Origin of the sequence: Kribbella sp. NPDC000426, assembly GCF_040300265.1 — a bacterium.
GTDB lineage: Bacteria > Actinomycetota > Actinomycetes > Propionibacteriales > Kribbellaceae > Kribbella.
The window spans coordinates 788094-814385 of sequence record NZ_JBEPDK010000005.1 but is presented as its reverse complement, the minus strand read 5'-3'; the positions used below and the strand labels follow the sequence as shown (position 1 = coordinate 814385).

Annotated in this window: 26 protein-coding genes; 19 read left to right on the top strand and 7 right to left on the bottom strand. The window is 68.6% G+C overall.

Annotated elements, in window-relative coordinates; translation table 11 throughout:
• Nucleotides 1-189: 189 nt before the first annotated feature.
• A complete protein-coding gene (locus ABT313_RS28180) occupies nucleotides 190-654 on the bottom strand; it encodes a MarR family winged helix-turn-helix transcriptional regulator (RefSeq protein ID WP_350860040.1) in 465 nt (154 codons plus the stop codon).
• Nucleotides 655-732: 78 nt separating this feature from the next.
• On the opposite strand from ABT313_RS28180, the gene ABT313_RS28175 reads away from it, so the two are divergent.
• Nucleotides 733-1935 carry an FAD-dependent monooxygenase gene (locus ABT313_RS28175; RefSeq protein ID WP_350860038.1) on the top strand — a complete coding sequence of 401 codons (1203 nt, stop codon included), beginning with the start codon at nucleotides 733-735 and terminating at the stop codon, nucleotides 1933-1935.
• Here the strand turns inward: ABT313_RS28175 and ABT313_RS28170 are convergent.
• Nucleotides 1893-2765, bottom strand: a complete 873-nt coding sequence (locus tag ABT313_RS28170; protein WP_350860036.1) for a 1,4-dihydroxy-2-naphthoate polyprenyltransferase — start codon at nucleotides 2763-2765, stop codon at nucleotides 1893-1895. The two genes, ABT313_RS28175 and ABT313_RS28170, sit on opposite strands and share 43 nt — an antisense overlap.
• Nucleotides 2766-2827: 62 nt before the next feature.
• Here ABT313_RS28170 and ABT313_RS28165 point away from each other — a divergent pair, with 62 nt between their 5' ends.
• From ABT313_RS28165 to menD, 3 genes are read left to right on the top strand one after another with little or no spacing between them, the layout of a single operon-like run.
• On the top strand, nucleotides 2828-3922 hold the full coding sequence (locus ABT313_RS28165; protein ID WP_350860035.1) for an AMP-binding protein: 1095 nt from the start codon (nucleotides 2828-2830) through the stop codon (nucleotides 3920-3922).
• Complete coding sequence (locus ABT313_RS28160) at nucleotides 3919-4839, top strand: o-succinylbenzoate synthase (protein WP_350860033.1); 921 nt, start codon at nucleotides 3919-3921, stop codon at nucleotides 4837-4839. Before ABT313_RS28165 ends, ABT313_RS28160 begins: the two co-directional genes overlap by 4 nt.
• A complete protein-coding gene (menD, locus tag ABT313_RS28155) occupies nucleotides 4836-6476 on the top strand; it encodes a 2-succinyl-5-enolpyruvyl-6-hydroxy-3-cyclohexene-1-carboxylic-acid synthase (RefSeq protein ID WP_350860031.1) in 1641 nt (546 codons plus the stop codon). Before ABT313_RS28160 ends, menD begins: the two co-directional genes overlap by 4 nt.
• Here menD and mptB read toward each other — a convergent pair.
• Genes mptB through ABT313_RS28140 form a run of 3 tightly spaced genes read right to left on the bottom strand, consistent with a single transcriptional unit; the run spans nucleotide 6463 to nucleotide 9701 of the window.
• Nucleotides 6463-7887, bottom strand: coding sequence for a polyprenol phosphomannose-dependent alpha 1,6 mannosyltransferase MptB (mptB, locus tag ABT313_RS28150; RefSeq protein ID WP_350860029.1), 1425 nt, complete (start codon nucleotides 7885-7887; stop codon nucleotides 6463-6465). The two genes, menD and mptB, sit on opposite strands and share 14 nt — an antisense overlap.
• Nucleotides 7888-7938: 51 nt before the next feature.
• A complete protein-coding gene (locus ABT313_RS28145; protein ID WP_350860027.1) occupies nucleotides 7939-8703 on the bottom strand; it encodes an ABC transporter permease in 765 nt (254 codons plus the stop codon).
• Nucleotides 8700-9701, bottom strand: a complete 1002-nt coding sequence (locus tag ABT313_RS28140) for an ATP-binding cassette domain-containing protein (protein WP_350860025.1) — start codon at nucleotides 9699-9701, stop codon at nucleotides 8700-8702. The genes ABT313_RS28145 and ABT313_RS28140 overlap by 4 nt, the downstream gene beginning before the upstream one ends.
• 236 nt (nucleotides 9702-9937) lie before the next feature.
• Here ABT313_RS28140 and ABT313_RS28135 point away from each other — a divergent pair, with 236 nt between their 5' ends.
• Genes ABT313_RS28135 through ABT313_RS28125 form a run of 3 tightly spaced genes read left to right on the top strand, consistent with a single transcriptional unit; the run spans nucleotide 9938 to nucleotide 11726 of the window.
• Nucleotides 9938-10777 (top strand): GNAT family N-acetyltransferase, encoded by an 840-nt coding sequence (locus ABT313_RS28135; protein ID WP_350860023.1) that lies wholly within the window; start codon nucleotides 9938-9940, stop codon nucleotides 10775-10777.
• Nucleotides 10774-11604, top strand: a complete 831-nt coding sequence (locus tag ABT313_RS28130) for a GNAT family N-acetyltransferase (RefSeq protein WP_350860021.1) — start codon at nucleotides 10774-10776, stop codon at nucleotides 11602-11604. Before ABT313_RS28135 ends, ABT313_RS28130 begins: the two co-directional genes overlap by 4 nt.
• Nucleotides 11601-11726, top strand: coding sequence for a hypothetical protein (locus ABT313_RS28125; RefSeq protein WP_350860019.1), 126 nt, complete (start codon nucleotides 11601-11603; stop codon nucleotides 11724-11726). Before ABT313_RS28130 ends, ABT313_RS28125 begins: the two co-directional genes overlap by 4 nt.
• Nucleotides 11727-11850: 124 nt before the next feature.
• On the opposite strand, the gene ABT313_RS28120 is transcribed toward ABT313_RS28125, so the two are convergent.
• Together ABT313_RS28120 and ABT313_RS28115 are read right to left on the bottom strand one after the other, a co-directional pair.
• Nucleotides 11851-12468 (bottom strand): MBL fold metallo-hydrolase, encoded by a 618-nt coding sequence (locus ABT313_RS28120; protein ID WP_350860017.1) that lies wholly within the window; start codon nucleotides 12466-12468, stop codon nucleotides 11851-11853.
• A gap of 3 nt (nucleotides 12469-12471) precedes the next feature.
• Complete coding sequence (locus ABT313_RS28115; protein ID WP_350860015.1) at nucleotides 12472-13734, bottom strand: isochorismate synthase; 1263 nt, start codon at nucleotides 13732-13734, stop codon at nucleotides 12472-12474.
• A 129-nt stretch (nucleotides 13735-13863) separates the two neighbouring features.
• Between ABT313_RS28115 and ABT313_RS28110 the strand changes: the two genes are divergently transcribed.
• From ABT313_RS28110 to ABT313_RS28055, 12 genes are all read left to right on the top strand, one after another.
• The gene (locus ABT313_RS28110) at nucleotides 13864-14583 is read left to right on the top strand and encodes a demethylmenaquinone methyltransferase (RefSeq protein ID WP_350860013.1); all 720 of its coding nucleotides are present in this window, start codon (nucleotides 13864-13866) and stop codon (nucleotides 14581-14583) included.
• 153 nt (nucleotides 14584-14736) lie between these two features.
• Nucleotides 14737-16050 carry a geranylgeranyl reductase family protein gene (locus tag ABT313_RS28105; RefSeq protein ID WP_350860011.1) on the top strand — a complete coding sequence of 438 codons (1314 nt, stop codon included), beginning with the start codon at nucleotides 14737-14739 and terminating at the stop codon, nucleotides 16048-16050.
• 102 nt (nucleotides 16051-16152) lie between these two features.
• Complete coding sequence (locus tag ABT313_RS28100) at nucleotides 16153-16512, top strand: NADH-quinone oxidoreductase subunit A (protein WP_130441833.1); 360 nt, start codon at nucleotides 16153-16155, stop codon at nucleotides 16510-16512.
• A 1-nt stretch (nucleotide 16513) separates the two neighbouring features.
• Nucleotides 16514-17068, top strand: a complete 555-nt coding sequence (locus ABT313_RS28095; RefSeq protein WP_130441831.1) for a NuoB/complex I 20 kDa subunit family protein — start codon at nucleotides 16514-16516, stop codon at nucleotides 17066-17068.
• Nucleotides 17065-17772 (top strand): NADH-quinone oxidoreductase subunit C, encoded by a 708-nt coding sequence (locus tag ABT313_RS28090; RefSeq protein WP_350860008.1) that lies wholly within the window; start codon nucleotides 17065-17067, stop codon nucleotides 17770-17772. Before ABT313_RS28095 ends, ABT313_RS28090 begins: the two co-directional genes overlap by 4 nt.
• Nucleotides 17772-19109, top strand: a complete 1338-nt coding sequence (locus ABT313_RS28085) for an NADH-quinone oxidoreductase subunit D (RefSeq protein ID WP_350860006.1) — start codon at nucleotides 17772-17774, stop codon at nucleotides 19107-19109. The genes ABT313_RS28090 and ABT313_RS28085 overlap by 1 nt, the downstream gene beginning before the upstream one ends.
• The gene (gene nuoE, locus ABT313_RS28080; RefSeq protein ID WP_350860004.1) at nucleotides 19110-19829 is read left to right on the top strand and encodes an NADH-quinone oxidoreductase subunit NuoE; all 720 of its coding nucleotides are present in this window, start codon (nucleotides 19110-19112) and stop codon (nucleotides 19827-19829) included. It abuts the gene before it with no gap.
• 2 nt (nucleotides 19830-19831) lie between these two features.
• On the top strand, nucleotides 19832-21142 hold the full coding sequence (gene nuoF, locus ABT313_RS28075) for an NADH-quinone oxidoreductase subunit NuoF (protein WP_350860002.1): 1311 nt from the start codon (nucleotides 19832-19834) through the stop codon (nucleotides 21140-21142).
• A complete protein-coding gene (locus tag ABT313_RS28070) occupies nucleotides 21139-23586 on the top strand; it encodes an NADH-quinone oxidoreductase subunit G (RefSeq protein ID WP_350860000.1) in 2448 nt (815 codons plus the stop codon). The genes nuoF and ABT313_RS28070 overlap by 4 nt, the downstream gene beginning before the upstream one ends.
• Nucleotides 23583-24899: an NADH-quinone oxidoreductase subunit NuoH gene (gene nuoH / locus ABT313_RS28065; protein WP_350859998.1), complete on the top strand. Its 1317-nt coding sequence runs from the start codon at nucleotides 23583-23585 to the stop codon at nucleotides 24897-24899. The genes ABT313_RS28070 and nuoH overlap by 4 nt, the downstream gene beginning before the upstream one ends.
• Nucleotides 24892-25440, top strand: coding sequence for an NADH-quinone oxidoreductase subunit NuoI (gene nuoI / locus ABT313_RS28060; RefSeq protein WP_350859996.1), 549 nt, complete (start codon nucleotides 24892-24894; stop codon nucleotides 25438-25440). Before nuoH ends, nuoI begins: the two co-directional genes overlap by 8 nt.
• Nucleotides 25437-26237 (top strand): NADH-quinone oxidoreductase subunit J, encoded by an 801-nt coding sequence (locus tag ABT313_RS28055; protein WP_350859994.1) that lies wholly within the window; start codon nucleotides 25437-25439, stop codon nucleotides 26235-26237. The genes nuoI and ABT313_RS28055 overlap by 4 nt, the downstream gene beginning before the upstream one ends.
• Nucleotides 26238-26292: the final 55 nt, after the last annotated feature.

Genomic DNA, 26292 nt, shown 5'->3' with positions numbered 1-26292 from the left:
GGGCGGAGGCTGGTCGTCGGGGAAGGTGGTTCGCCCCGCATGCGCTGCCTGCGCTTGTTAGCTGCAGGTCGCGTTCGACCGCATGGCTGGTGCCTACGGGCGGGGGCTGTGGGTAGCTCCACGCCCAGGTGCTTCCTCGTCGCCGCGTTCCTCGACGTGCCTCCTGCTCGCCGGTGACTTCCGATGACCTCAGGAGTCGGCTAGGCGGGCTGTGATGTCGTCGGTGAGTTTGATCAGGAGGCGGTTCAGCTCCGCTCGGTCCTTCTCGGGCCAGTTGGCGATTACCTCGCGGAACCACGTGCTGATGGTTTCGGTGTAGCGGTTGGCGGCCTCGGTGCCGGTTGGGGTGGGTTCTATGAGGCTGGCTCGGCGGTCGTTGGGGTCGGTTACTCGGCGGACCAGGCCGCGGTGTTCGAGGGACTGGACCTGGCGGGTGACGTGGGGGCCGACTACCTGCATGCGGTCGGCGATCTCGCCCACTCGGAGGGGGGTGTCGGCCATGGAGAGGGTCAGCAGGATCGTCATCGCCGGACGGTCCAGGGCCAGGCCGGTCGCCTCCGTGGCCTGTTGTGCGATGCGGCCGCGGTTCATGGCCGTGCCTAGTTGGGCCAGGCGGGGGAGCAACGCCAGCTCGTCCCGGGAGTCACCTGACACTTGATTACCTACCTTAGGTATGTTTATGCTCCAGGAGTTAGGTACCTAAGGTACATACTTCTGGAAGGGATCACTACCATGACCAGTGTTCTGATATCAGGTGCAAGCATCGCCGGGCCCGCTCTTGCGTACTGGCTGGAGCGTTACGGCTTCGAGGTGACCGTGGTGGAGAAGGCCGCCGCGGTCCGGGGCGGTGGGTACGCCATCGACATCCGCGGTACGGCGAGAGACGTCGCCGACCGGATGGGCCTGCTGCCGCAGCTCCGCAAGGCGCATGTCGACACGCAGCAGATCTCGTTCGTGGACGCAGACGGCGAGCTGATCGCGTCGGTCCGGCCCGAGTCGATGACCGGTGGCACGGAAGGGCTGGATCTCGAGGTACGGCGCGGTGACCTGGCTGACGCGCTCTACGCGCCGATCGCGGACAAGGTCGAGTTCCTGTTCCACGACTCGATCGCGCAGCTCGACGACCGGGGCGATCGTGTCGACGTCGTCTTCGACAGCGGCGCCCGGCGTACGTTCGATCTGGTCGTCGGCGCCGACGGCCTGCACTCGAACGTCCGCCGGCTCGTCTTCGGGCCGGAGGAGGAGTTCCACGCGTACCAGGGCTACGTGTTCGCCGGCTTCACGATCCCGAACGACTTCGGGCTGTCCCACGAAGGCGTCTCCTGGAATGTCGCCGGCCGGGCCGCGGTGCTGTACGCACACGACCCGAGCGAGCCGATGCACGGCTTCCTCACGTTCCGGCGGGGCGAGCCGCCGTACGACGCCTTCCGCGACCCCGAGGCGCAGCGCGAACTTGTCGCCGCCACGTTCCCCGACCAGGGCTGGCACGTGCCGCGACTGGTCGCCGCGATGCGTGAATCCGACGATCTGTTCTTCGACGTCGTCAGTCAGATCCACATGCCGACGTGGTCGCGGGGCCGGGTCGCGCTGGTCGGCGACGCGGCGTACGCGACCTCGTTCATGTCCGGTCAGGGCTCGAGCGTTTCGCTCGTCGGCGCGTACGTGCTGGCCGGCGAGCTGGCGACGTACGCCGATCACGCCGAGGCGTTCGCGGCGTACGAGAAGCGGATCCGCGCGTTCGTCGAGGAGAACCAGGCCCTGGTCGAGACCGGCAAGAAGTTCGTTGCCCCCGGCACCCAAGAGATCCTCGACGCACGCAACGCCGCGCTTCGGGCGGCGAGTATGACGGGTGACGAGGGTCGGGAGGCCAACAGCAGCTTGGTCCTGCCGGACTACGCGCCCAGTGCCAGGCCGAGCGCTAGGCCGATGGCGTAGAGGAGTTCGGTCTGGCCGGTGCCCTTGAGGACCGGGATCAGGGCGGGGCCGACGGCGTCGCTGAGGACTACCCGGATCGACTTGATCGCGAGCGGCGCGGCGATGAAGGCGAGGAGGGTCCAGGGCGTGGCGATCACGGAGACTGCGGCCAGGACGAACGCGAGGATCACCAGCGCGGCGTACAACTGGCGCGAGCGCGCGGCGCCAAGGACCACGGCGAGGGTGCGCTTGCCGGTGACCGAGTCGGTCGGGATGTCGCGGAGGTTGTTGGCGACCAGAAGCGCGCACGCGATCGCGCCGACCGAGACAGCGCCGGCAACGGCAGGCCACGTGATGGTCTCGGCCTGGACGTACGTCGTACCGAGGACGGCGACCAGGCCGAAGAAGAGGAACACGCTGACTTCGCCCAGCGCGCGGTAGCCGTACGGGCGTTTGCCGCCGGTGTAGAACCACGCCCCGAGGAGGGAAGCGGCGCCCGCGACCAGGAGCCACCAGGTGGTGGTCGCGGCGAGGACGATGCCGAGCGCGGCGCCGATGCCGAAGCAGGTGAACGCAGCGGCCTTGACCTGGCCGGGGGAGGCGACCTTCGAGCCGACGAGGCGGAGCGGGCCGACGCGGTTCTCGTCGGTGCCGCGGATGCCGTCGCTGTAGTCGTTGGCGTAGTTGACGCCGATCTGGAGCGCCAGCGCGACGCCGAGGGCCAGCAGCGCCTTCCACCAGACGAAGCCGTCGAGGTACGCCGCCGCGCCGGTTCCGACGAGGACAGGGGAGATCGCGGCGGGCAACGTGCGGGGGCGGGCGCCTTCGATCCACTGGGCAGGGGTGGCCATGACCGTCGATTCTGTCAGCCGAGAGGCCGAGCGCGGGCAGCGGGCCGTACGCTCGGGTTGTTATGGCTAGGTTGCGGCTGGTTCCGGGGACGCCGGATGAGGTGTTGGCGGCGCTCGCCGGTGTGCTGGACGGCAGCGGTACGCCGTTCGCGCCGCTGCCGGACGACGCGGCGGGGGCAACCCGGGTCGAGCAGGCTGCGGCGCCGGACCGGCCGCTGGAGGACGGATGCGCTGTGGTGCTCACCACTTCGGGTTCCTCCGGTGAGCCGAAGGGCGTGCTGCTGTCCCGGGAAGCGCTGATCGCGTCCGCCCACGCGACCCACGACCGGCTCGGCGGGCCGGGCCAGTGGCTGCTGCCGATGAAGCCGTACTTCGTGGGCGGGTTGCAGATCCTCACCCGGTCGCTGGTCGCCGGCACGACACCGGTGATGCTCGGCGAGAGCTTCACCGAGAGCGCCGCCACGCTGACCGGCGCCCGGCGGTACACGGCGATGGTGCCGACCCAGCTGTCGCGGTACCTCGAGACCGATGCGGACGCACTGCGCTCGTTCGACGCGATCATCATCGGCGGGGCGTCGATGCCGGCGCCGTTGAAGGCGAGAGCGGCGGAGGCGGGCGTGACCGCGATCCCGGCGTACGGGATGACCGAGACCGGGAGCGGGTGCGTGTACGCCGGTGTGCCGCTGGAGGGCACGTCGGTCGAGCTCGACGACGAACAGCGGATCCTGATCAAGGGGAGCACGCTGTTCTCCGGGTACCGGCTGAGACCGGAGCTGACGGCCGAGGTGCTGACGGACGGCTGGTTCCGCACGCAGGACCGGGGTGAGTTCGTGGACCGGCGGTTGCGGGTGGTCGGCCGGGTCGATGACGTGGTGATCTCCGGCGGGGTGAACGTGACGCTGACCACCGTGCAGGCGCGGTTGCTCGAGCATCCGCAGGTGAAGGACGCTGTGGTCCTGGGGGTTCCGGACGCGGAGTGGGGTTCGCGCGTGGTCGCGTTCGTCGTCGGCGAGATCGGGCGGGACGCGTTGCGGGACTGGGTGAGTGAGACGTTGCCCCGGACCTGGGCTCCCCGGGACGTGATCGGGCTGGACGCGTTGCCGATGCTTGCCTCGGGCAAGGTTGATCGGCAGGGACTGCTGGAGGGCGTGCGGTGATCACGTACTCGATCGGGCTGAAGAACAAGTTTCGCGGCATCACGGTCCGCGAGGGGATGCTGTTCGAAGGGCCGGCGGGCTGGGCGGAGTGGAGCCCGTTCCTGGACTACGACGACGCGACCTGCGTGTCCTGGTTACGCGCCGCGCGCGAAGCCGCCGAGGTCGGGTGGCCGGCGCCGGTCCGCGACCGCGTTCCCGTCAACTGCACCGTGCCCGCGATCGGCCCCGAGAAGGCAGCGGAGATCGTCAGAGCCAGCGGCTGCGGTACGGCGAAGGTGAAGGTGGCCGAGCCGGGGCAGACGCTGGCCGACGACATCGCGCGTGTGGAAGCAGTGCGGGACGCGATCGGTTCCGGCCGCGTGCGGATCGACGCGAACGGCGCATGGTCGGTCGACCAGGCCGTGCAGAGCCTGAAGGAGTTGCGGCGCTTCGACCTCGAGTACGTCGAGCAGCCGTCGGCGACCGTGGAGGAGTTGGCCGAGGTGCGGCGGCGGACCGACGTACCGGTGGCGGCGGACGAGTCGATCCGGCGGGCCGAGGATCCGCTGCTGGTGAAGAAACTCGACGCTGCGGACATCGCCGTACTGAAGGTGCAGCCGATCGGTGGGGTCCGGGCGTGCTTGGAGATTGCCGAGCAGATCGGGCTGCCGGTCGTGGTGTCATCGGCGTTGGAGACCTCGGTCGGGATCGCTGCGGGGGTGGCGCTCGCCGCCGCACTTCCCGAGCTCCCGTACGCCTGCGGTCTGGCAACCGTCTCCATGTTCACATCCGAACTAGTTACAGAGCCTCTAGTTGCAGTTGACGGGTTCCTGCCGGTCAAGCGCGTCGTACCGGACCGCTTGGAAGCGGCACGTGCCGATGCAGAGCGGACCAAGGTGTGGGAAGAACGCCTGATGCGAGTGAGGAGTGCGGGATGAACCCGTCCACGGCCTTTGCGACTGTGGTGGTCGACGAGCTGATCCGCAACGGCGTACGGGAAGCGGTGGTGTCACCGGGCTCCCGGAGTGCGCCGTTGGCGTTGGCGTTCGCCGAGGCGGATCGCAGTGGCCGGCTCAGGCTGCACGTGCGGATCGACGAGCGTACGGCGGGATTCCTCGCCATCGGTCTGATGCGCGGCACCGGTCTGCCGGTCCCAGTGGTCACCACATCCGGTACGGCGGTGGCGAACCTGCACCCCGCAGTACTCGAGGCATCGCACAGTGGGCTCCCGCTGATCGTGCTGAGTGCGGACCGGCCGCCGGCACTCAGAGGTAGCGGTGCGAACCAGACGACCGACCAGATCAAGGTGTTCGGCTCTGCGGTCCGGCTGTTCCACGAGATGGGTACGCCGGTCCGCGAGATCGGACAGGTGGCGTACTGGCGGTCTCAGGTCGCGCGCGCAGTCGCCAACGCGACTGGGGCCCGCTCGGCCGACCCCGGCCCGGTCCAGCTCAACTGCCCGCTCAGTGAGCCGCTGGTGCCCACAGACGGACCAGAGTGGCCGGAGTCCTTGCAGGGCCGCAGCACTGGACCTTGGACTGCAGTGCACGCGGCAGCCGCGAAGCCGTCGGTCATTTCACCAGGCCCGAAGACGGTAGTGGTCGCAGGTGACGGCGCATCGCAGGCCGCGCGGTTGGCCGCGGAGGCAGGCAAGTGGCCGCTGTTCGCGGAGCCGTCCAGCCGGGCGCGGATCGGTTCGGCGGCGATCTCGGCGTACCGTTTGTTGCTGCAGGCAAGCTCTCTGGGCGCGGAGATCGAACGGGTGCTGGTGTTCGGGCACCCGACGTTGTCCCGGCCGATCTCGAAGCTGCTGGCCCGGCCGGACGTGGAGCTGATCGTCGTCTCGCCGACCGGTCTCTGGCCGGACCCGGCCCGGCGCGCGAGGTCGGTCGTCACCGGGCTCGAGGTCACCGGCGCCGATACGACCGACTGGCTCGAGCAGTGGCAGCACGCCGACCAGCTGGCGCGTCCGGAGATCGACAAGGTCCTCGCCGACAGTCTGAGCGGACCGCGCGTCGCAGCACTCGTCGGTGCGGCGGCCGGCGCCGACGGCATGCTCGTCGTCGCGTCCTCGAACCCGATCCGCGACCTCGACCTGGCCCCGGTCGTCCCGATCCGCACGATCGCCAACCGTGGGCTGGCCGGCATTGACGGCACGATCTCGACGGCCGTCGGCGCAGCGCTGGCGAACGCGGGTCCGACGTACGCGCTGATCGGTGATCTGGCGTTCCTGCACGACAGCAACGGGCTCGTGATCGGCCCGGACGAGGCCCGTCCTGATCTGCGGATCGTGGTCGTGAACGACAACGGCGGCGGGATCTTCTCCACGCTGGAGCAGGGCGATCCGACGCATGCCACGCATTTCGAGCGAGTCTTCGGTACGCCGCACAACGTGGACCTGCGCGCACTGTGCGCCGCGACGGGTACGCCGTACACGAGTGTCGCGACGGTCGACGAGCTGCGGGCTGCGCTGACGCCGACGGTGGCCGGCCTGGACGTCGTCGAGGTGAAGATCTCACGCGACGACCACCGCCCGCTGGGTGAGGCGATGGTGGCTGCCCTCAAGCAGCTGTAACCGGGACCTTCGCCGGCTTCCGCGCCGGGTGCATGGTGCGCAGGTGGTTGAGCAGGGGCAGCGCCACCGCGATCACCAGCGCGGTCGTGGTCAGGATCGGGATGGTCGCGCCGCGCAGCGACGAGTTCAGCGGCGCGGCGATCGTGAAGATCAGGCTGACGGCGGTCATGATCATCGTCAGCTTCCGGCCGGGCCTCGCGACGGCAAGGAACGGCAGGCACCACAGGAAGTACCAGTCGTGGGCGCTCGGACCCAGCACGACCACTACGAGCAATGCGATGCCGACTGCCCGCGCGGCGTAGTGGATCGACGACCGAAGACTCAGTACTGCGATCAATCCGAGCGCAGCGACCATTCCGACCAGTCTGACGATCTGGAGCGCCTGCGCAGCCGCAGTGTCCTCGCCCAGCCACCCCAGTACGCCGGACGCTGCCATGCCGACCAGATTGGCGATGGAGAACGGCGACCGGACCAGTCCGGGTACATCCAGCGCACCGAACCACCCAGAGCCCACACCGGTCAGTGCACCGATGGTGAACAGCGTCAGCACCGACACAGCGCCAGCAATCGCCAGACTGGCGAACCGAAGCAGCCGTCCGGCCAGTGGGCTCATCACTGCAGCAATAGCAATCACCACCAGTCCACCCGGCAGCTTCACCGCTGCTGCGGCGCCCGCTATGACAGCCGCCGTACCCCACCGGCCGGTCAGCGCTACCGCGAACGCACTACAGGCCAGTCCGATCATCAGTACGTCGTTGTGGGCCGCACCGATGCCGTGCGTGATCAGCATCGGGTTCAGCACGACCAGCCAGGTCGCAAAGGCCGGGTCGACCCGACATGCGCCGGCCAGACGCGGTACAGCCCAGGCGATGAGCACAATGCCCAGTACGGCGAGGAGGCGGTGCGCCAGCATCAGCGTGTACGGGTTCATGGTCACGTGGGCGACCAGTCCGCCGTACGCGAGCGGCAACGGCCCATACGGCGCAGGTGTCTGCATCCACATCGGGTCGACGGCCTCGACGATGTGGCCTGACAGCACGCCCGGGCCCACGTCGTACGGGTTGTAGCCGTTGGCCACGAGCGCGCCCTGCGCCGCATAGCTCCAGGCGTCGCGGCTGAACAGCGGCGGGGCCAGCAACAGCGGTGCGCTCCAGTACGCCGTCATGCGGAGCAGCGGGAGCCGTTCGCCGGCCATGACTCGGCGGCCCACGGCCAGCCAGGCCCAGGCCATCAGCCCGAGCCCGGCGACCATGAACGTGAGGCCGACCATCCGGCCGACCAGCGAGTGACGGAGATCGCCCGTGATCGGCAGACCGGCGACCCAGGACGACTGGGGCACCACCGAGGTCACCAGGCTGGCCAGAGCAACGACGACAGAGCCGACCAGCCCACGGACCATCGGCGAACGCATGCCCGAAACGCTAGTGGCCCTGAGCGACCTCCACGTGAACAGTGCCTAGCGTCAGGCGGACTCCTTACGGAAAGTGCGCGCTCCGACGGCCAGACCGATCACTGTGAGCAGTACGACCCAGAACAGGCCCCACATCGACGCAGAGCTGCTGATGTCGCCACGGAACAGGGCGCGGACGCCGTTGACGACATGCTTGAGCGGACTGATGTCGGACAGCCGCTGGAGCCATGTCGGGCCGATCTGCATCGGCAGGAGGATGCCGGACAGCAGCAGCAACGGCATGGCGATCCCGTTGAGCAGCGGGGCCAGCGCGTCCTCGCTCTTGGTGATCAGCGCGACGGAGTACGACAGCGAGGCGAACGTCGCACCGAGCAGGGCGACGATCACGAGCGAGAGCAGTACGCCGCCCCACGGAGCGCGCAGGCCGAGCGGGAGCGCGGCGAGCAGCAGGAGGATCGACTGGACCACCAATACGACGACGTCGCGCAGTACGCGGCCTGCCATCAGGGCCATCCGGGACGCCGGGGTCACGCGGTCGGCCTCGATCACACCGGCGCGGTACTCCGCGATCAGGCCGAAGCCGACGAACATCGCGCCGAACATGCCGAGCTGGACGATCAGACCCGGGATGAACACCTGGTAGGCGTTCGTGGCCTGGCCCTGGCTGATCTGCGCGGTGAGCGGCTTGAGCAGCGGGCCGAACAGGAACAGGTACATCAGCGGCTGGCTGAGCATCAGGATCGACCACATCGGGTTGCGCAGCGACAGCCGCATCTGCCGATGGAACACGATCCAGGTTTCGCGGAGGACGGTCATGCGACGGCCTCTTCCTTCTCGTCGGTGGGGGCGGTGGGGGCGGCAGTGTCCTCGTCGCGCAGCGAGCGGCCGGTCATGGTCAGGAACACGTCGTCGAGGGTCGGGCGGTGGACCTCGACCCCGTGCAACTCGATGCCCTGGGAATCGATCGAGCGGAGCAGGCCGGGCAGCACCGAACCGCCGCGCTGGATCCGGAAACCGACCACGTCGGCGTCGGTCTCGACCTCCACCGCGCCGTCGAGCTCGCGGACGATCTTCATCACCTCGGGTGCCTGCGTGGCGTCGGCCAGACTCAGCCGGACGGCGTCGCCGGAGACCTGCTGCTTGAGGTTCTCCGGGGTGCCGGAGGCAACGATCTTGCCGTGGTCGATGACCAGGATCCGGTCGCAGAGCGCGTCCGCCTCGTCCAGGTAGTGCGTGGTGAGGAAGATCGTCGCGCCGCGGTCGCGGAGGCCGCGGATGTGCTCCCAGAGGTTGGCCCTGGCCTGCGGGTCGAGGCCCGTCGTCGGCTCGTCGAGGAAGATCAGTTTCGGGTCGTGGATCAGGCCCATCACGATGTCCAGCCGCCGGCGCTGACCGCCGGACAGCGTCTTGCACTGCCGCCGCCAGAGGCCGGGCAGGTCGAACTCCTCGAACAGGCGCTGCCCGTCCGCGGACGCCTTCGCTTTCGGTACGCCGTACAGCCGGGCGTGGTCGACGACCTCGTCGCCGGCGATCGCCTCGGGGAGCGTGGATCCGCTCTGCGGCACGTACCCGATGCCGCGCCGGACGCCGACCGGGTCCTTCGCGAGATCACAACCGGCGACGGTCGCGGTCCCGCTGGTCGGCTTGATCAGCGTCGCCAGCATCCGCATCGTCGTGGTCTTCCCCGCCCCGTTCGGCCCGAGGAAGCCGACGATCTCCCCGTCGGCCACATCCAGGTCGACCCCCTGCACGGCTTGCACGGGTCCGCGTTTGGTCTTGAACGTCCGCACCAGCCCACGAGCTTCGATCATCATGCGAGCCAGTGTGACTAATCAACTTTGACTAATCAATCCTGATTAGCGGGTGGATGACGTGGAACGTGCAGGCGTGGGCGAACATCAACCCCGGCTCATCAGCTCGCGGCGCAGCTGGTACCCGTACGCCGGCTGGAAGATCCGCACGACGCCGAGCAGCAACAACCGCGTGGTGGACATGGTCGCAGTGTAAATCCGGACGACCCGCGTACGCCTGCAGGCGTACGATCCGGGCCATGGATGTCCGGGTGACGAGCGATCCGCAGGCGTTCGAGCAGACCGTGTTCCCTTTCCTGCAACAGGATCCGGTGCTGCACACGATCATCATGAGCAACGTGCACGAGCGCGCGAACGGTACGGCGCGGGCCGAGTCCGAGCCGTCGTACTTCGTCTCCGTGCACGACTCTGCGCACGACCCGGATGTGATCGGCGTCGCGATGCGGACGCCGGGCCGCGGTGTGTACCTCGGTGCGCTCCCGGAGCAGCTCGCCGAACCGATCGCCGACGCGTTCGCCGAAGTACTGCCAGAGCTCGGCGGGGTCGCGGGCGATCGGCCGGCCGCGCACAGGTTCGCGCAACGCTGGGTCGAGCGACGCGGCGGAAGCCTCACGGAGACGCGCGGCACCCGGCTGCACAAGCTGATCGACTTCACCCCGCTCTCGGCGGACGGCGGAGCGCCGCGCCCGATGAACGCCGACGAGGTCGACCTGGTCGCCGCGTGGGGCAAGGACGGCTTCGCGGAGGAGCTGTTCACCGGTCATCACGAGTGGGCTGCCAAGCGCCTGGCCGAGGGCACGATGTGGATCTGGGAGGTCGACGGCGAGGCGGTGAGCATGGTCGGCTACCACCTCCCGCTCTTCGGCGTCTGCCGCGTCGGTCCGGTCTACACGCCGCCGACGCACCGACGCCACGGGTACGCCGGCGCGCTGACCAGCCACGTCTCCGCCATCATCCTTGCCGACGGCAACCAAGCCTGCCTCTACACGGACCTGGCCAACCCGACCTCCAACAAGATCTACCACCAGGCCGGCTACCGCCCGGTCGCCGACTTCGTCGACGTGGAGTTCACCAGGTGAGAGCCGAGCTCACGTCGGACGCGTCGGCGTACCGGGATCTCGTCTTCCCTTTCCTGCAAAGCGATCCGGTCCGGAACTTGATCATCCTGACCAGCGTGCAGGAACTCGCCGGCACGCCACGGTCCGAGCGTGAGGCGGCGTACTTCGTCTCGGTGCACGACGGACCCGACGGTGTTGTGACAGGTGCCGCGATGCGAGCGCCGGGTCGGCTGGTGTATCTGGGCGCGCTGCGCCCGGCGTACGCCGAGATCGTCGCGGATGCGTTCCTCGAAGCGCTGCCGGATGCGCCAGGGGTGGCGGGCGATCGCGCTGTCGCAGCTCGCTTCGCTGATCGGTGGTGTGCGCGGCGCGGTTGCCGGGCGACCGAGGTCCGAGCAGCTCGTCTGCACAAGCTGGACACCTTGACACCGCTGCCGGCGGACGGCGTGCCACGCCTCATGACAGCGGCTGACGTCGAGTTGGTCGCCGCGTGGGGAGCGGACGGGTTCGCGCAGGAGATCGGGGGGAACTACCTGGACTGGTCCAGGCTGCACCTGCGCGAACAGCGGCTCTGGCTCTGGACGGTCGACCGCGAACCGGTGAGCATGGTCGCTCATCACCTGCCGGTCTTCGGCGTCTGCCGTATCGGGCCCGTGTACACGCCGCCCGAGCACAGGCGGCACGGGTACGCCGGCGCCCTGACGAGTCGCGTGTCCGCTGAGATCCTCGCCGCCGGCAATCAAGCCTGCTTGTACACGAACCTTGCCGATCCCACGTCCAACAAGATCTACCAGCACGCGGGCTACCGCCCGGTCGCAGACTTCGTCGAAGTCGAGTTCTCCGCATGATCATCGATCCGGTGCGTCACGTCGTACTCCTGGAAGAGCTGGACGCCGGCGGCGCGCTGGTCGAGGCGGTTCGCCGACGCCTGGGCTGTTGCCGTGGCGGCGTGGGTACGGGAGTGCGTTGACCGGGCGGCTTGCGGAGTACCTGCGGCCTGCCGAGGTCTGTTTGCGGACAGACCTCGGCAATCCGCACTCACATCGCGTTTACCAGCAGCTCGGCTTCGAGGCTGTGGCCGACCTGCGCAGGTTTCAGTTGATCTCGGTGGATTCGCCGGGGGCGAGGCCGAGGTAGGGGCGGTCGTCCGCGTTCAGGAAGCGGGAGAACATGCTCTGGCCGATCGGGCTGAGCAGGGCGTCGTGGATGCCGACGGTCTGCTGGGACTTGATCGAGCGGGCGTAGTCGACGGCCGGCGGAAGCGCGAACCACGGGCCGGAGATCGGCACGAGATTGGTGTGTACGGCGCGATCGGGCTGGGTGAACGAGTCGCCCGGGTGGTACACGGCGTCGTCGACGAGGAATCCGATGTTCTCGCAAGGCACGCCCCACTCGGGCAGGATCACCGCGTGGTCCTTGCCATAGGCACTCACCGAGAAGCCGGCGGCCTCGAACGACTGCCCGCCCTCGACCACGTGCACCCGCTCGCCCAGCGCGGTCAGCTGCGCGGCGACACCGGGGTTCGTGTACACGGGCACATCGAGCGCGGCAACCCGGTCGACGTCCAGGTGGTCCTGATGCTCATGCGTGACGAGGATCGCGTCCGCCTTCTCGAACGCGGCGTCCTCACTGAACGATCCGGGATCGATCAGCAGCACCTTCCCGTCCTTCTCCAACCGGACACAAGCATGCGCGAACTTCGTCAGCTTCACTTGTCAGTCTCCTAGTGCGTCTCTCATCGGGACCAGTTTGGCGTTGGTTTCGGCCAGTTCGGCGTCGGGGTTGGAGCCCGCGACGATGCCGGCGCCCGCGAACAGGCGCATCCGGCGGGGGTTGTCTGGGTCGGCCTGCCCACAACGGAGGGCGATGCACCACTCGCCGTCGCCGGCGGCGTCCATCCAGCCGACCGGGCCGCTGAAGCGTCCGCGTTGCATGCCCTCGATCTCACCGATCAGGTCGCGCGCAACGGGCGTCGGCGTACCGCAGATTGCCGCGGACGGATGCAGCGCGGCGGCCAGACCCAGGGCGGACGCGCCGTTGTTCGCGACCCCCGCGACATCGGTCGCGAGGTGCATCACGTTCGGCAGGTGGAGAACGAACGGCGTCTCCGGCACGTTCATCGACTTGCAGTGCGGCTCGAGCGCCTCGGCGACCGACCGGACGGCGTACTCGTGCTCCTCGAGGTCCTTCGACGACCGGGCCAGCGACGCGGCCAGCGCGAGGTCGTGCGCGTCGTCCCCGGTACGGCGGATCGTGCCGGCCAGCACGCGGGACGTGATCAGGCCCTTCTCCCGGCGCACCAGCAGCTCCGGTGTCGCGCCGATGAGCCCGTCGACGGAGAACGTCCAGCAGTTCGGGTACGACGTCGCGAGCCGGTGCAGCGGCCAGCGCAGATCGATCGGCTGCTCGGCGATCGCGATCAGGTCGCGGGCGAGTACCACCTTGTCGAGCTCACCGGCCGTGATCCGGCGGACGGCTTCGGCGACGATGCTCGACCAGGCGGTGCCGGTGCGGGCGCCGTCCGCGAACGTCACGTCGTACACCGGCGACGGCTCGTGCTTGACCAGCTCGGGCGCCGCGGCCAGCGAGCTGGCCGGCGAGACCGTGGTCACCCAGGTGGTGCCGGCCCGACGGCCGACGATGACCTCGGGGACGACCAGCACACTCGGGTCCTGGTCGGTGAAGCCGAACGATCCGAAGCAGACCAGCCCGGACCCTGGTACGCCGACGTCGTCGCGCACCACCGCCGCGGACGTGAGCTCCTGCCACCAGCGCATCGCGTCCTGGAAGCGGTTGCCACCGGCAACGTCGAGCCGGGCGGCGACACCCCAACCGACGTGGCCGTCGCCCCGCCGGACCCAGGCGAGTCCCCCCTCGGCGGGCAGATGGTCCAGCAGTTGCGCGGACACGTCGTCGACCACCTGGCTGCGGATCACCAGGCGCGGAGCCTGGTCGCGCACCGGCTCAGACAAACTCACGGGACCACTCCTCGCACGTGCTGCGGCCCCGGGTTGCGGCGGCCGGACGGCTCCCAAGAGATGTACTCACGAGATGCAAGCGTATGCCTGCCGGTCGGCCGACCGCCTCACCCGTGATGAACTAGACAGGTGACGAAGGCAGACCTGAGCAAGGAACCGCACGCGGTGGCGGCCATGTTCGACAACGTGGCCGAGGGGTACGACCGGACCAACGCGGTCGCGACGATGGGTCTGGAGAAGCACTACTGGCGACCGGAGACGGTCAAGGAGATCGCCCCGCGGAAGGGGATGAAGATCCTCGACCTGGCCGCCGGGACCGGTGCGTCGAGCGTCAACCTGCGCGACGCCGGCGCCGAGGTGGTGTCGTGCGACTTCTCGGTCGGGATGCTTCGGGTCGGCAAGCGCCGCCACCCCGAACTCGACCTGATCGCCGGTGACGCGCTCCGGCTCCCGTTCGCCGACGACACCTTCGACGTGGTGACGATCTCGTGGGCGCTGCGGAACGTGAACGACGTCACGGTCGCGTTGCAGGAGATGCTCCGGGTGACCCGCCCGGGCGGGCGCCTCGTCGTACTCGAGCAGTCGCACCCGACCTGGAAACCGTTCCGGGTCGTGTACCTGGAGTACATGATGCGCGCCGTACCGGCGGTCGCGAAGGTGGTCTCGAGCAACCCCGAGGCGTACGAGTACCTGGCCGAGTCCACCCGTGCGTGGCTCCCGCAGGAGCCGTTGGCCCGCACGATCCAGGACGCCGGCTGGAGCCACGTCCAGTGGCGCAACCTGACCGGCGGTCTGGTCGCCATCCACCGAGGAGTGAAGCCTTCTCAGGGTAAAAGCGCGGCAGTTTAATTACGCAACGGAACTTAAGCGTAATTTGCTTGCCTGCAAGGGGGTTGGGGCGAGTTTCGTGTCCGCGTCAGGCAGTCCTAGACTGTCAAGTGACGAGTGCTCGTGAAGCGATTCACGAGCGCACCAGCCCCCTCAGCCAGGCCAGGAATCGAGATGAGCCAGAGCGTGCCGAGCGCGCAGCAGGTGGAGACCGCCGATGTGATCGTCGTCGGTGCCGGGCCCGCCGGATCAGCGGCGGCGTACCACCTGGCGAACGCCGGACTCGACGTGCTGCTGCTGGAGAAGACCGCGTTCCCGCGCGAGAAGGTGTGCGGTGACGGGCTGACCCCGCGCGGCACCAAGCAGCTGATCAACATGGGCATCGACATCTCCGAAGAGGCCGGCTGGATCCGCAACTACGGGCTGCGGATCCAGGGCGCCGGGCACCAGCTGCAGCTCGACTGGCCGGATCTGGCCAGCCACCCGAACTACGGCCTGACCCGCAACCGGATGGACTTCGACGACATGCTCGCCCGGCAGGCCGTCAAGGCCGGGGCGCGGCTGCGCGAGCGGACGAACGTCAGCGGGCCGATCCTCGACGACCGCGGTTTCATCGTCGGCGTCACCGCGAAGCCGGTCGACGACAACGGCCGCCGGGCCGGCGCCGACCTCGAGTTCCGGGCGCCACTGGTGATGGCGGCCGACGGCAACTCGTCCCGGCTGAGCATCGGGATGGGCATCCACAAGCGCGACGACCGGCCGATGGGTGTCGCGGTCCGGACGTACTTCACCAGCCCGCGGACCCACGACGACTACCTGGAGTCCTGGCTGGAGCTGTGGGCCGACGACCCGAAGCAGCCCGGCGGCAAGGTGCTCCTGCCCGGGTACGGCTGGATCTTCGGGATGGGCGACGGCACGGTCAACGTCGGCCTCGGCATCCTGAACACCTCCGAGGCGTTCGGCAAGGTCGACTACGCGGACCTGCTGAAGCAGTGGCTGAAGGTCACGCCGGACGAGTGGCAGTTCCGCGACGAGTTCCAGACCATCCCGATCCGCGGTGCGGCGCTGCCGATGGGTTTCAACCGGCAGCCGCACTACACCCGCGGCCTGATGCTGCTCGGCGACGCCGGCGGCATGGTCAACCCGTTCAACGGCGAGGGCATCCCGTACGCGATGGAGTCCGGGGCGTTCGCCGCCGAGGTCGCCGCCCAGGCGCTGCGCCGGCAGTCGAACCAGCGCGAGCGCGCGCTGTCGGCGTACCCGAAGGCGCTGAAGCAGGAGTACGGCGGCTACTACACGCTCGGCCGGATCTTCGTGAAGCTGATCGGAAATCCGGAGGTGATGCGGCTGTGCACGAAGTACGGTCTGCCGCGCACCACGCTGATGAAGTTCACCTTGAAGTTGCTCGCGAACCTCACCGACCCGCGTGACGGGGACGTGATGGACAAAATCATCAACGGTCTCACGAAGCTCGCACCGGCCGCCTAACCGGCGGGGCGAGTGAGCTGAGCCACAGCGCTACTGATAACACAGTCCTGGTAACTGGGCTGATCGACAGATCCAACCGGCTGAAGGAGGGAGCACCCAGCGATGCACCCCTACACACCGATTCTCGCTCTTGGTGTGCTCGCGGCGCTCTTCGTCGCAGGCAGCATCACCGTGAGCGCGCTGGTCGGCCCGAAGCGATACAACCGGGCCAAGCTGGACTCCTACGAGTGCGGCATCGAGCCGACCCCACAGCCGGTCGGCGGTGGGCGCTTCCCGGTGAAGTACTACATCACCGCGATGCTGTTCATCGTTTTCGACATCGAGATCGTCTTCCTCTACCCCTGGGCCGTCGCCTTCGACCAGATGGCGCTGTTCGGGCTGATCGAGATGGTCATTTTCATCGTCACGGTCTTCATCGCGTACTCCTACGTATGGCGTCGTGGCGGACTGGAGTGGGACTGACATGGGTCTTGAAGAACAGCTTCCGGCCGGCGTACTGCTGAGCACGGTCGAAGGCCTGCTCGGCTATATGCGCAAGGCGTCGTTGTGGCCGGCAACCTTCGGGCTGGCGTGCTGCGCGATCGAGATGATGACCACCGGCGCGCCGCGGTACGACGCGGCCCGGTTCGGCATGGAGGTCTTCCGGGCGTCGCCGCGGCAGGCCGACCTGATGATCGTGGCCGGCCGGGTGAGCCAGAAGATGGCCCCGGTGCTGCGCCAGATCTACGACCAGATGCCCGGCCCGAAGTGGGTGCTGGCGATGGGCGTGTGCGCGTCGTCGGGCGGCATGTTCAACAACTACGCGGTCGTCCAGGGCGTGGACCACGTCGTACCGGTCGACATGTACCTGCCCGGCTGCCCGCCGCGGCCGGAGATGCTGCTGGACGCGTTCCTGAAGATCCACGACCAGATCCAGCACATGAAGCTCGGCGCGCACAAGAAGGCGCTGCAGACCGAGCAGGAGGCCGCGGCCCTGGTCGCCGCGCCGACGATCGAGATGAAGGGCCTGCTCCGATGAGCGACACCCAGCCGGAGAACCTGCCGGCGACATCGGCAGCCAGTGACGCCCAGACGCCGCAGGCCGAGGTCATCGAGCAGCGCGAGGGCATGTTCGGTGTCCGCGGTACCGGTGACACCTCCGGCTTCGGCCGGCTCAAGCGCCAGATCGCGTTGCCGGGCAGTACGCCGAAGCCGTACGGCTCCTGGTTCGACGGCGCCGTCGACCGCCTCGAAGGGCTGGTCGGTGACGGGGCGATCGAGAAGGTCGTGGTCGACCGCAACGAGCTGACCCTGCACATCAAGCGGGAGAAGCTGGTCGAGGTCTGTCAGCACCTGCGTGACGACGAGGCGCTGCGGTTCGAGTTCTGCTCCGGTGTCAGCGGGGTGCACTACCCCGAGGAGACCGGCCGCGAGCTGCACGCCGTCTACCACTTCCTGTCGATCACCCACAACCGCCGGATCCGGCTGGAGGTGTCGGCGCCCGACGGCGACCCGCACATCCCGTCGATCGTCTCGGTCTACCCGGCCAACGACTGGCACGAGCGGGAGACCTGGGACTTCTTCGGCATCGTCTTCGACGGACACCCGGCGCTGACCCGGATCCAGATGCCCGACGACTGGCCGGGCCACCCGCAGCGCAAGGACTACCCGCTCGGCGGTATCGACGTCGAGTACAAGGGCGCTGTCATCCCACCGCCCGACACGCGGAGGTCGTACAACTAATGACCACTACAGATCCGTACGCGACCACCCGGGACACGACCGAGGGCAAGGTCTTCACCGTCACCGGTCAGGACTGGGACTCGGTCGTCTCCGGTCTCGGTGACGAGCCGGAAGAGCACGTCGTCGTCAACATGGGCCCGCAGCACCCGTCCACGCACGGCGTGCTCCGGCTGATCCTCGAGCTCGAGGGCGAGTCGGTGACCGAGGCCCGCTGCGGCATCGGCTACCTGCACACCGGCATCGAGAAGAACATGGAGTTCCGCTCCTGGACGCAGGGCGTCACGTTCGTCACCCGGATGGACTACCTGTCGCCGTTCTACAACGAGGCGGCGTACTGCCTCGCGGTCGAGCGGCTGCTCGGGATCGAGGACCAGATCCCGGACAAGGCCAACGTGATGCGGGTGCTCCTGATGGAGCTCAACCGGATCAGCAGCCACCTGGTCTGCATCGCCACCGGCGGTATGGAGATCGGTGCGCTGACCGTGATGACGATCGGCTTCCGCGAGCGTGAGAAGACGCTGGACCTGTTCGAGCTGATCACCGGCCTGCGGATGAACCACGCGTTCATCCGGCCGGGCGGTGTCGCGCAGGACCTGCCGCCGGGTGCGCTGGACAAGATCCGCGAGTACATCACCTGGATGAACAAGCACCTCAAGGAGTACGCCGAGCTCTGCAACGCCAACCCGATCTTCAAGGCGCGGCTGCAGGACGTCGGCTACCTCGACCTGGCCGGCTGTATGGCGCTCGGTATCTCCGGCCCGACGGTGCGCTCCACCGGGTACGCGATGGACCTGCGCAAGACCCAGCCGTACTGCGGGTACGAGACGTACGACTTCGACGTACCGACCTGGGACAGCTCGGACTCGTACGGCCGGTTCCGCGTCCGGCTGCAGGAGATGCACGAGTCGCTGAAGATCGTCGAGCAGTGCGCCGACCGGCTGGAGAAGATGGAAGGCCAGCCGGTGATGGTGGCCGACAAGAAGATCGGCTGGCCGAGCCAGCTGGCCGTCGGCGCCGACGGGATGGGCAACTCGCTCGACCACATCAAGCACATCATGGGCGAGTCGATGGAAGCGCTGATCCACCACTTCAAGCTGGTCACCGAGGGCTTCCGGGTCCCGGCCGGCCAGGCCTACGTGGCGATCGAGTCGCCGCGCGGCGAGCTCGGCGCGCACGTTGTCTCCGACGGCGGCACCAAGCCGTACCGGGTGCACTTCCGTGACCCGTCCTTCGCAAACCTGCAGGCGATGCCGATCATGTGCGAGGGCGGCCAGGTCGCCGACGTGATCGTCGCCGTCGCCAGCCTTGACCCGGTGATGGGTGGAGTGGACCGCTAAATGGCCGAGAACCACGCGACTGCTACCGACAAGCCGGTGCCCTACAGCACCGGCGACTCGAAGATCACCGACGCCACGATCGCGGAGATGCGCGAGATCATGGCGCGGTACCCGCAGGCCCAGTCGGCGCTGCTGCCGATGCTGCACCTGGTGCAGTCGGTCGAGGGCCGGGTCACCCCGGAGGGCATCGAGATCTGCGCCGAGCTGCTCGGGCTGACCGGTGCCGAGGTGTCGGCGGTGGCGACCTTCTACACGATGTACAAGCGCCGTCCGGTCGGCGACTACCACGTCGGCGTCTGCACCAACACGCTGTGCGCGGTGATGGGCGGCGACCTGATCTTCGACCGGCTCAAGCAGCACCTCGACGTCGGCAACGACGAGACCACCGAGGACGGCAAGATCACGCTCGAGCACATCGAGTGCAACGCCGCCTGCGACTATGCGCCGGTGATGACGGTGAACTGGGAGTTCTTCGACGACATGACGCCGGAGACGGCGACCCAGTTGGTCGACGACCTGCGCGAGGGCACCGAGGTCAAGTCGCCGCGCGGCGCCACGATCTGCAGCTGGCGTGAGGCCGAGCGCGTGCTGGCCGGCTTCCCCGACGGCCGCGCCGACGAGGGCCCGACCGGCGGCAAGGCGTCGCTGGCCGGTCTCCGGCTGGCCCGCGAGCGGAACTGGACCGCCCCGAACGGCTCCGACACCCCGAAGGAGGGCTGACCATGGCCGACACGCTGACCCCGGTGTTGTCCGACAACTGGGACCAGATCAACGCCTGGCAGCTGGCGTCCTACCAGCGCACCGGCGGGTACGACGCGCTCCGGACGGCGCTCGGTATGCAGCCGGCAGATGTCGTTGCCGCCGTCAAGGACTCCGGTCTGCGCGGCCGTGGCGGCGCGGGCTTCCCGACCGGGATGAAGTGGTCCTTCATCCCGCAGGACAACCCGAAGCCGAAGTACCTGGTGGTGAACGCGGACGAGTCCGAGCCGGGCACCTGCAAGGACATCCCGCTGATGATGGCCTCGCCGCACACGCTGGTCGAGGGCGTCATCATCGCGTCCTACGCGATCCGCGCGTCGGCCGCCTTCATCTACGTGCGCGGTGAAGTGCTGCACGTGATCCGCCGGCTGCAGCAGGCCGTGCAGGAGGCGAAGGACGCGGGCTTCATCGGCCAGAACATCCTCGGCACCGGCTACGACCTCGACGTGGTCGTGCACGCCGGAGCGGGCGCCTACATCTGCGGCGAGGAGACGGCGCTGCTCGACTCGCTCGAAGGACGTCGCGGTCAACCCCGGCTGCGCCCTCCGTTCCCCGCGGTCGCGGGCTTGTACGGCTGCCCCACTGTTATCAACAACGTCGAGTCGATCGCATCGGTTCCCGCCATCGTCAAGAACGGCGCGGACTGGTTCGGCTCGATGGGCACCGAGAAGTCCAAGGGCATGACGCTGTACTCGCTGTCCGGGCACGTCGCCCGCCCGGGGCAGTACGAGGCCCCGATGGGGATCACGCTGCGCGAGCTGATCGATCTCGCCGGCGGGATCCGTGCGGGCCACACGCTGAAGTTCTGGACGCCGGGCGGTTCGTCCACGCCGCTGCTGACCGGCGAGCACCTCGACGTACCGCTGGACTACGAGGGTGTCGGGTCGGTCGGATCGATGCTGGGCACCAAGGCCCTGCAGATCTTCGACGACTCGGTGTGCTCGGTCCGCGCCGTACTGCGGTGGACCGAGTTCTACAAGCACGAGTCCTGCGGCAAGTGCACGCCGTGCCGCGAGGGCACGTGGTGGCTGGTGCAGATCCTCGAGCGCCTCGAGCAGGGCAAGGGCACCGAGGAGGACCTGGTCACGCTGCTGGACCTGTGCGAGAACATCACCGGCCGCTCGTTCTGCGCGCTGGCCGACGGTGCGACCGCTCCGATCACCAGCTCGATCAAGTACTTCAAGGACGAGTACCTGGCGCACTTCGAGAACGGCGGCTGCCCGTTCGACCCGATGGCAAGCACTGTCTTCGCGACCGCTGGAGCTAGCGCATGACGATCGCTAATAACGCCGTGAACCCGCCGGCCGGGTCGGAGGTGGAGCGGACCGGCAGTGTCGAAACTGTCACCGTGACCATCGACGACATCGAGGTCAAGGTTCCGAAGAACAGCCTGGCGATCCGGGCGGCCGAGCAGATCGGCATCCAGATCCCGCGGTTCTGCGACCACCCGCTGCTCGACCCGGTCGGCGCCTGCCGGCAGTGCCTGGTCGAGGTCACCGACGCGGGTAACGGCCGCGGTATGCCGAAGCCGCAGGCGTCCTGCACGCTGACGGTGGCCGACGGCATGGTGATCCGCACCCAGGTGAGCTCGCCGGTGGCCGACAAGGCGCAGCACGGGAACATGGAGTTCCTACTGATCAACCACCCGCTGGACTGCCCGGTCTGCGACAAGGGCGGCGAGTGCCCGCTGCAGAACCAGGCGATGTCCAACGGCGGCGGCGAGTCCCGGTTCACCGAGGTCAAGCGGACCTACCCGAAGCCGATCAACATCTCGGCCGAGGTGCTGCTGGACCGCGAGCGCTGCATCCTCTGCGCGCGCTGCACCCGCTTCTCCGAGCAGATCGCCGGTGACCCGTTCATCGCGCTGATCGAGCGCGGTGCACTGCAGCAGGTCGGCATCTACGAGAAGGAGCCCTTCGAGAGCTACTTCTCCGGCAACACGATCCAGATCTGCCCGGTCGGTGCGCTGACGAGTGCGGCGTACCGCTTCCGCTCGCGGCCGTTCGACCTGGTGTCGGTGCCGTCGGTGGCCGAGCACGACTCGTCCGGTGCGGCGATCCGGATCGACTACCGGCGCGGCAAGGTGATGCGCCGGCTGGCCGGCGACGACCCGCAGGTCAACGAGGAGTGGATCTCGGACAAGGACCGGTTCGCGTTCAACTACGCGACCACCGGTGACCGGCTGACCCACCCGATGATCCGCGAGGACGGCGAGCTGCGGCCGGCGTCCTGGCCGGAGGCGCTGACCTTCGCGGCGGAGAAGCTGACGGCGGCCCGCGGCAACGCGGCGGTGCTGACCGGCGGCCGGCTGACCCTCGAGGACGCCTACGCGTACTCGAAGTTCGCGCGGGTCGCACTGGGCAGCAACGACATCGACTTCCGGGCCCGCCCGCACTCCGCGGAGGAGGCGGACTTCCTCGCCGCCGCGGTGGCCGGCACCGGCCTGGGTACGACGTTCACCGACCTGGAGAACGCGGGTTCCGTGCTGTTCGCCGGGTTCGAGCCCGAGGAAGAAGCCGCGTCGGTCTTCCTCCGGGTCCGCAAGGGCGTCCGGACCCACGGGACCAAGGTGTTCACGGTCGCGGCGCACCGTTCGCGCGGGATCGAGAAGCTGGACGGCGTCGTCGTACTGACGTCGCCGGGCACCGAGGCCGCCGTACTGGGTGACCTCGGCAACGCCGGTGAGGCCGGGGCAGCTGCCCGGGCCGCGCTCGGCGCGGATTCCATCATCGTCGTCGGCGAGCGGCTGGCGAGCGTCCCGGGCGGGTACTCCGCGGCACTGCGGCTGGCGCTCGACACCGGTGCGCAGCTGGCCTGGATCCCGCGCCGTGCCGGTGACCGGAGTGCGCTCGAGGCCGGCTGTCTGCCGGGGCTGCTGCCCGGCGGCCGGCTGGTGACCGACCCGCAGGCGCGGGTTGACCTGCAGGCCGCATGGGACGTCGACCACCTGCCGGGTGAGACCGGCAAGGACCTGACCGAGATCCTCGCTGCTGCCGGATCGCTGCAGGCGCTGGTGGTCGCGGGTGTCGAGATCGACGACCTGCCCGACCCGGCCGCGGCCCTGGCTGCGCTCGAGGCGGCCCCGTTCGTGGTCAGCTTCGAGGTCCGCAACTCCCAGGTGACCGAGTACGCCGACGTGGTGTTCCCGGTCGTACCGCCGGTGGAGAAGTCCGGCACCTTCGTGAACTGGGAGGGCCGCGAGCGGTCGTTCCCGGTCGTGCTCAAGGTGCCGACCGCGATGCCGGACGTCCGCGCGCTGGCCGCGCTGGCGCAGGAGATGGGCCGCTCGATCGGGTTCAGCACGCCGGAAGGGGCCAAGCGCGAGTACGACGAGCTCGGCCGCTGGGACGGCGACCGCGCCCAGGAGCCGACGTACCAGGCCGCTCCGGCGCTCGGCGCGTTCGACTCCACCCGGCTCGCGACCTGGCGGATGCTGATCGACGACAGCCGGGCCTGCGACGGTGAGCCGCACCTGACCGCGACCGCCCGTACGCCGGTCGCGCGGATCTCGCTCACCACCGCGCGCCGGGTCGGCGTCGCCGACGGGGACGAGCTGGTGGTGAGCACCGACGCCGGAAGCATCCGGCTGCCGGTCGTGATCACCCCGATGACCGACAACGTGGTGTGGCTGCCGACCAACTCGGCCGACTCCCACGTCCGCCGGTCACTGCACGCAGACCATGGCTCGATCGTGACGATCGCCGGAGGGAACGCATGACGAACATCCCGCTCGCGGTGCCGGATGCGGGGGTCGGGCACGACCCTTGGTGGGTCGTCCTCATCAAGGTCCTGTTCATCTTCGTCTTCCTGGTAGTGCTGACGCTGTTCAACATCTGGTGGGAGCGCCGGGTCGTGGCCCGGATGCAGCACCGGATCGGGCCGAACGTGCACGGACCCTTCGGTCTGCTGCAGTCGCTGGCCGACGGCGTCAAGCTGATGCTCAAGGAAGACCTGATGCCGAAGGGCGTCGACCGGATCGTCTTCATCCTGGCGCCGGCCATCGTCGCCGTACCGGCCTTCCTCACCTTCGCGGTGATCCCGTTCGGGCCGACGGTGAAGATCCCCGGCACCGACACCTACACCCGGCTGCAGCTGACCGACCTGCCGGTCTCGGTGCTGTACGTGATGGCGGTCGCCTCGATCGGCATCTACGGCATCGTGCTCGGCGGCTGGTCGTCGAACTCGACGTACTCGCTGCTCGGCGGTCTGCGGTCCAGCGCGCAGATGATCTCCTACGAGGTCGGCATGGGCCTGGCCCTGGTGACCGTGTTCCTGTTCGCCGGTTCGATGTCCACCTCGGAGATCGTCGCGGCGCAGTCGCACCAGACCGTGCACTGGTTCGGGGCGGCGATCCCGCTGCCCGGGTGGTACGCGTTCCTGTTGTTCCCGTCGTTCGTGATCTACGTGATCTCGATGGTCGGCGAGACCAACCGGGCGCCGTTCGACCTGCCCGAGGCCGAGGGCGAGCTGGTGGCCGGCTTCCTGACCGAGTACTCCTCGATCAAGTACGCGATGTTCTTCCTGGCGGAGTACATCAACATGGCGACCGTGTCCGCGTTGGCCACCACCCTGTTCCTGGGCGGCTGGCGGGCGCCGTGGCCGATCTCGATCTGGGACGGCGCGAACTCCGGCTTCTGGCCGGTGCTGTGGTTCATGGGCAAGCTGATGGGCTTCATCTTCTTCTACATCTGGCTGCGCGGAACGCTGCCGCGACTGCGCTACGACCAGTTCATGAAGCTCGGCTGGAAGATCCTGATCCCGATCTCGCTGGCCTGGATCCTGCTGGTCGCCACCGTTCGCGCGGTCGGCCGGGAGACCAACTTCAGCCGGACGACGCTGCTGGTCGCCGCCGCCGTGGTGCTGGTGATCGCGGCCGTCAGCATGTTCGTCCCGCAGAAGCCGAAGCCCGAAGACAAGCCTGAGGTTGCCGACGGCAAGGAGTTCGACGCCTTCGCCGGCGGCTTCCCGGTCCCACCACCGATCACCACTCAACAGTCCGAGACGAAATCGGGGGCAGCCTCCCGTGGCTAGTGTCAAAGAGTCCCTCTGGGACCCGGTAGCCGGGTTCGGGGTCACCTTCCGGACGATGTTCCGGAAGGTGTTCACCGAGCAGTACCCGTTCGAGAAGAAGCCGACCGCACCGCGGTTCCACGGTCGGCACCAGCTGAACCGCTGGCCGGACGGGCTGGAGAAGTGCGTCGGCTGTGAGCTGTGCGCGTGGGCCTGCCCCGCGGACGCGATCTACGTCGAGGGCGCCGACAACACCGAGGGCGGCCGGATGTCGCCGGGTGAGCGGTACGGGCGCGTCTACCAGATCAACTACCTGCGCTGCATCCTCTGCGGTCTGTGCATCGAGGCCTGCCCGACCCGGGCGCTCACCATGACCAACGAGTACGAGCTGGCCGACAGCAGCCGCGAGTCCCTCATCTACGAGAAGAAGGACCTGCTGGCGCCGCTGCTCCCGGGGATGCAGGAGCCGCCGCACGAGATGCAGCTCGGCGCGACCGAGAAGGACTACTACCTCGGTCTGACCGGTGCCGCCGTACCGGCCGAGGGGAGTGACGCGAAGTGATCGGCTTGGTAACCGGCCCGCAGGTCGCGTTCTGGCTGCTGGCCCCGGTGATGATCCTGGCCGCGATCGGCATGGTGCTGGTCCGCAAGGCGGTGCACTCCGCGCTGCTGCTGGCGACGGTGATGGTGTGCCTTGCGGTGCAGTACGCCGCCCAGGACGCGCCGTTCCTGTTCGCCGTCCAGATCATCGTCTACACCGGCGCGATCCTGATGCTGTTCCTGTTCGTGCTGATGCTGGTCGGCGTCGACGCGTCCGACTCGCTGGTGGAGACGATCCGGGGTCAGCGGCTGCTGGCCTCGATCGCGTTCATCGCGTTCGGCGTACTGCTGCTCGCCGCGGTCGGCAACGCGACGTTCGGACACCCGACCGGGCTGGCCGACGCACAGCCGGACGGGAACCCGAAGGCGATCGCCGCGCTGCTGTTCGGCAAGTACGTCTGGGCCTTCGAGGTCACCTCCGCGCTGCTGATCACCGCGGCGATGGGCGCGATGATGCTGGCCCACCGCGAGCGGCTGACCAAGAAGCGCACCCAGCGCGACCACGCCGAGGAGCGGATCCGCAAGTACGCCGAGCAGGGCATCCACCCGGGTCCGCTGCCGACCCCCGGTGTGCTGGCCCGGCACAACGCCGTCGACACCCCGGCGCTGCTGCCGGACGGGTCGATCGCACCGACCTCGGTTTCGCGCGTGCTGCAGGCACGTGGCACCGTGTTCCCCGAAACCGAGGAGCGCGCGGACGTCGACGAGGTCCGCAAGCTCGACGCCGGCGAGGACTACGACGAAGGGGCGAAGCCGTGAGCGAGCGTAGCGAGCGAGCCATTAAGCGCAGCAGCCCATGCTCATGCGCGCCCGG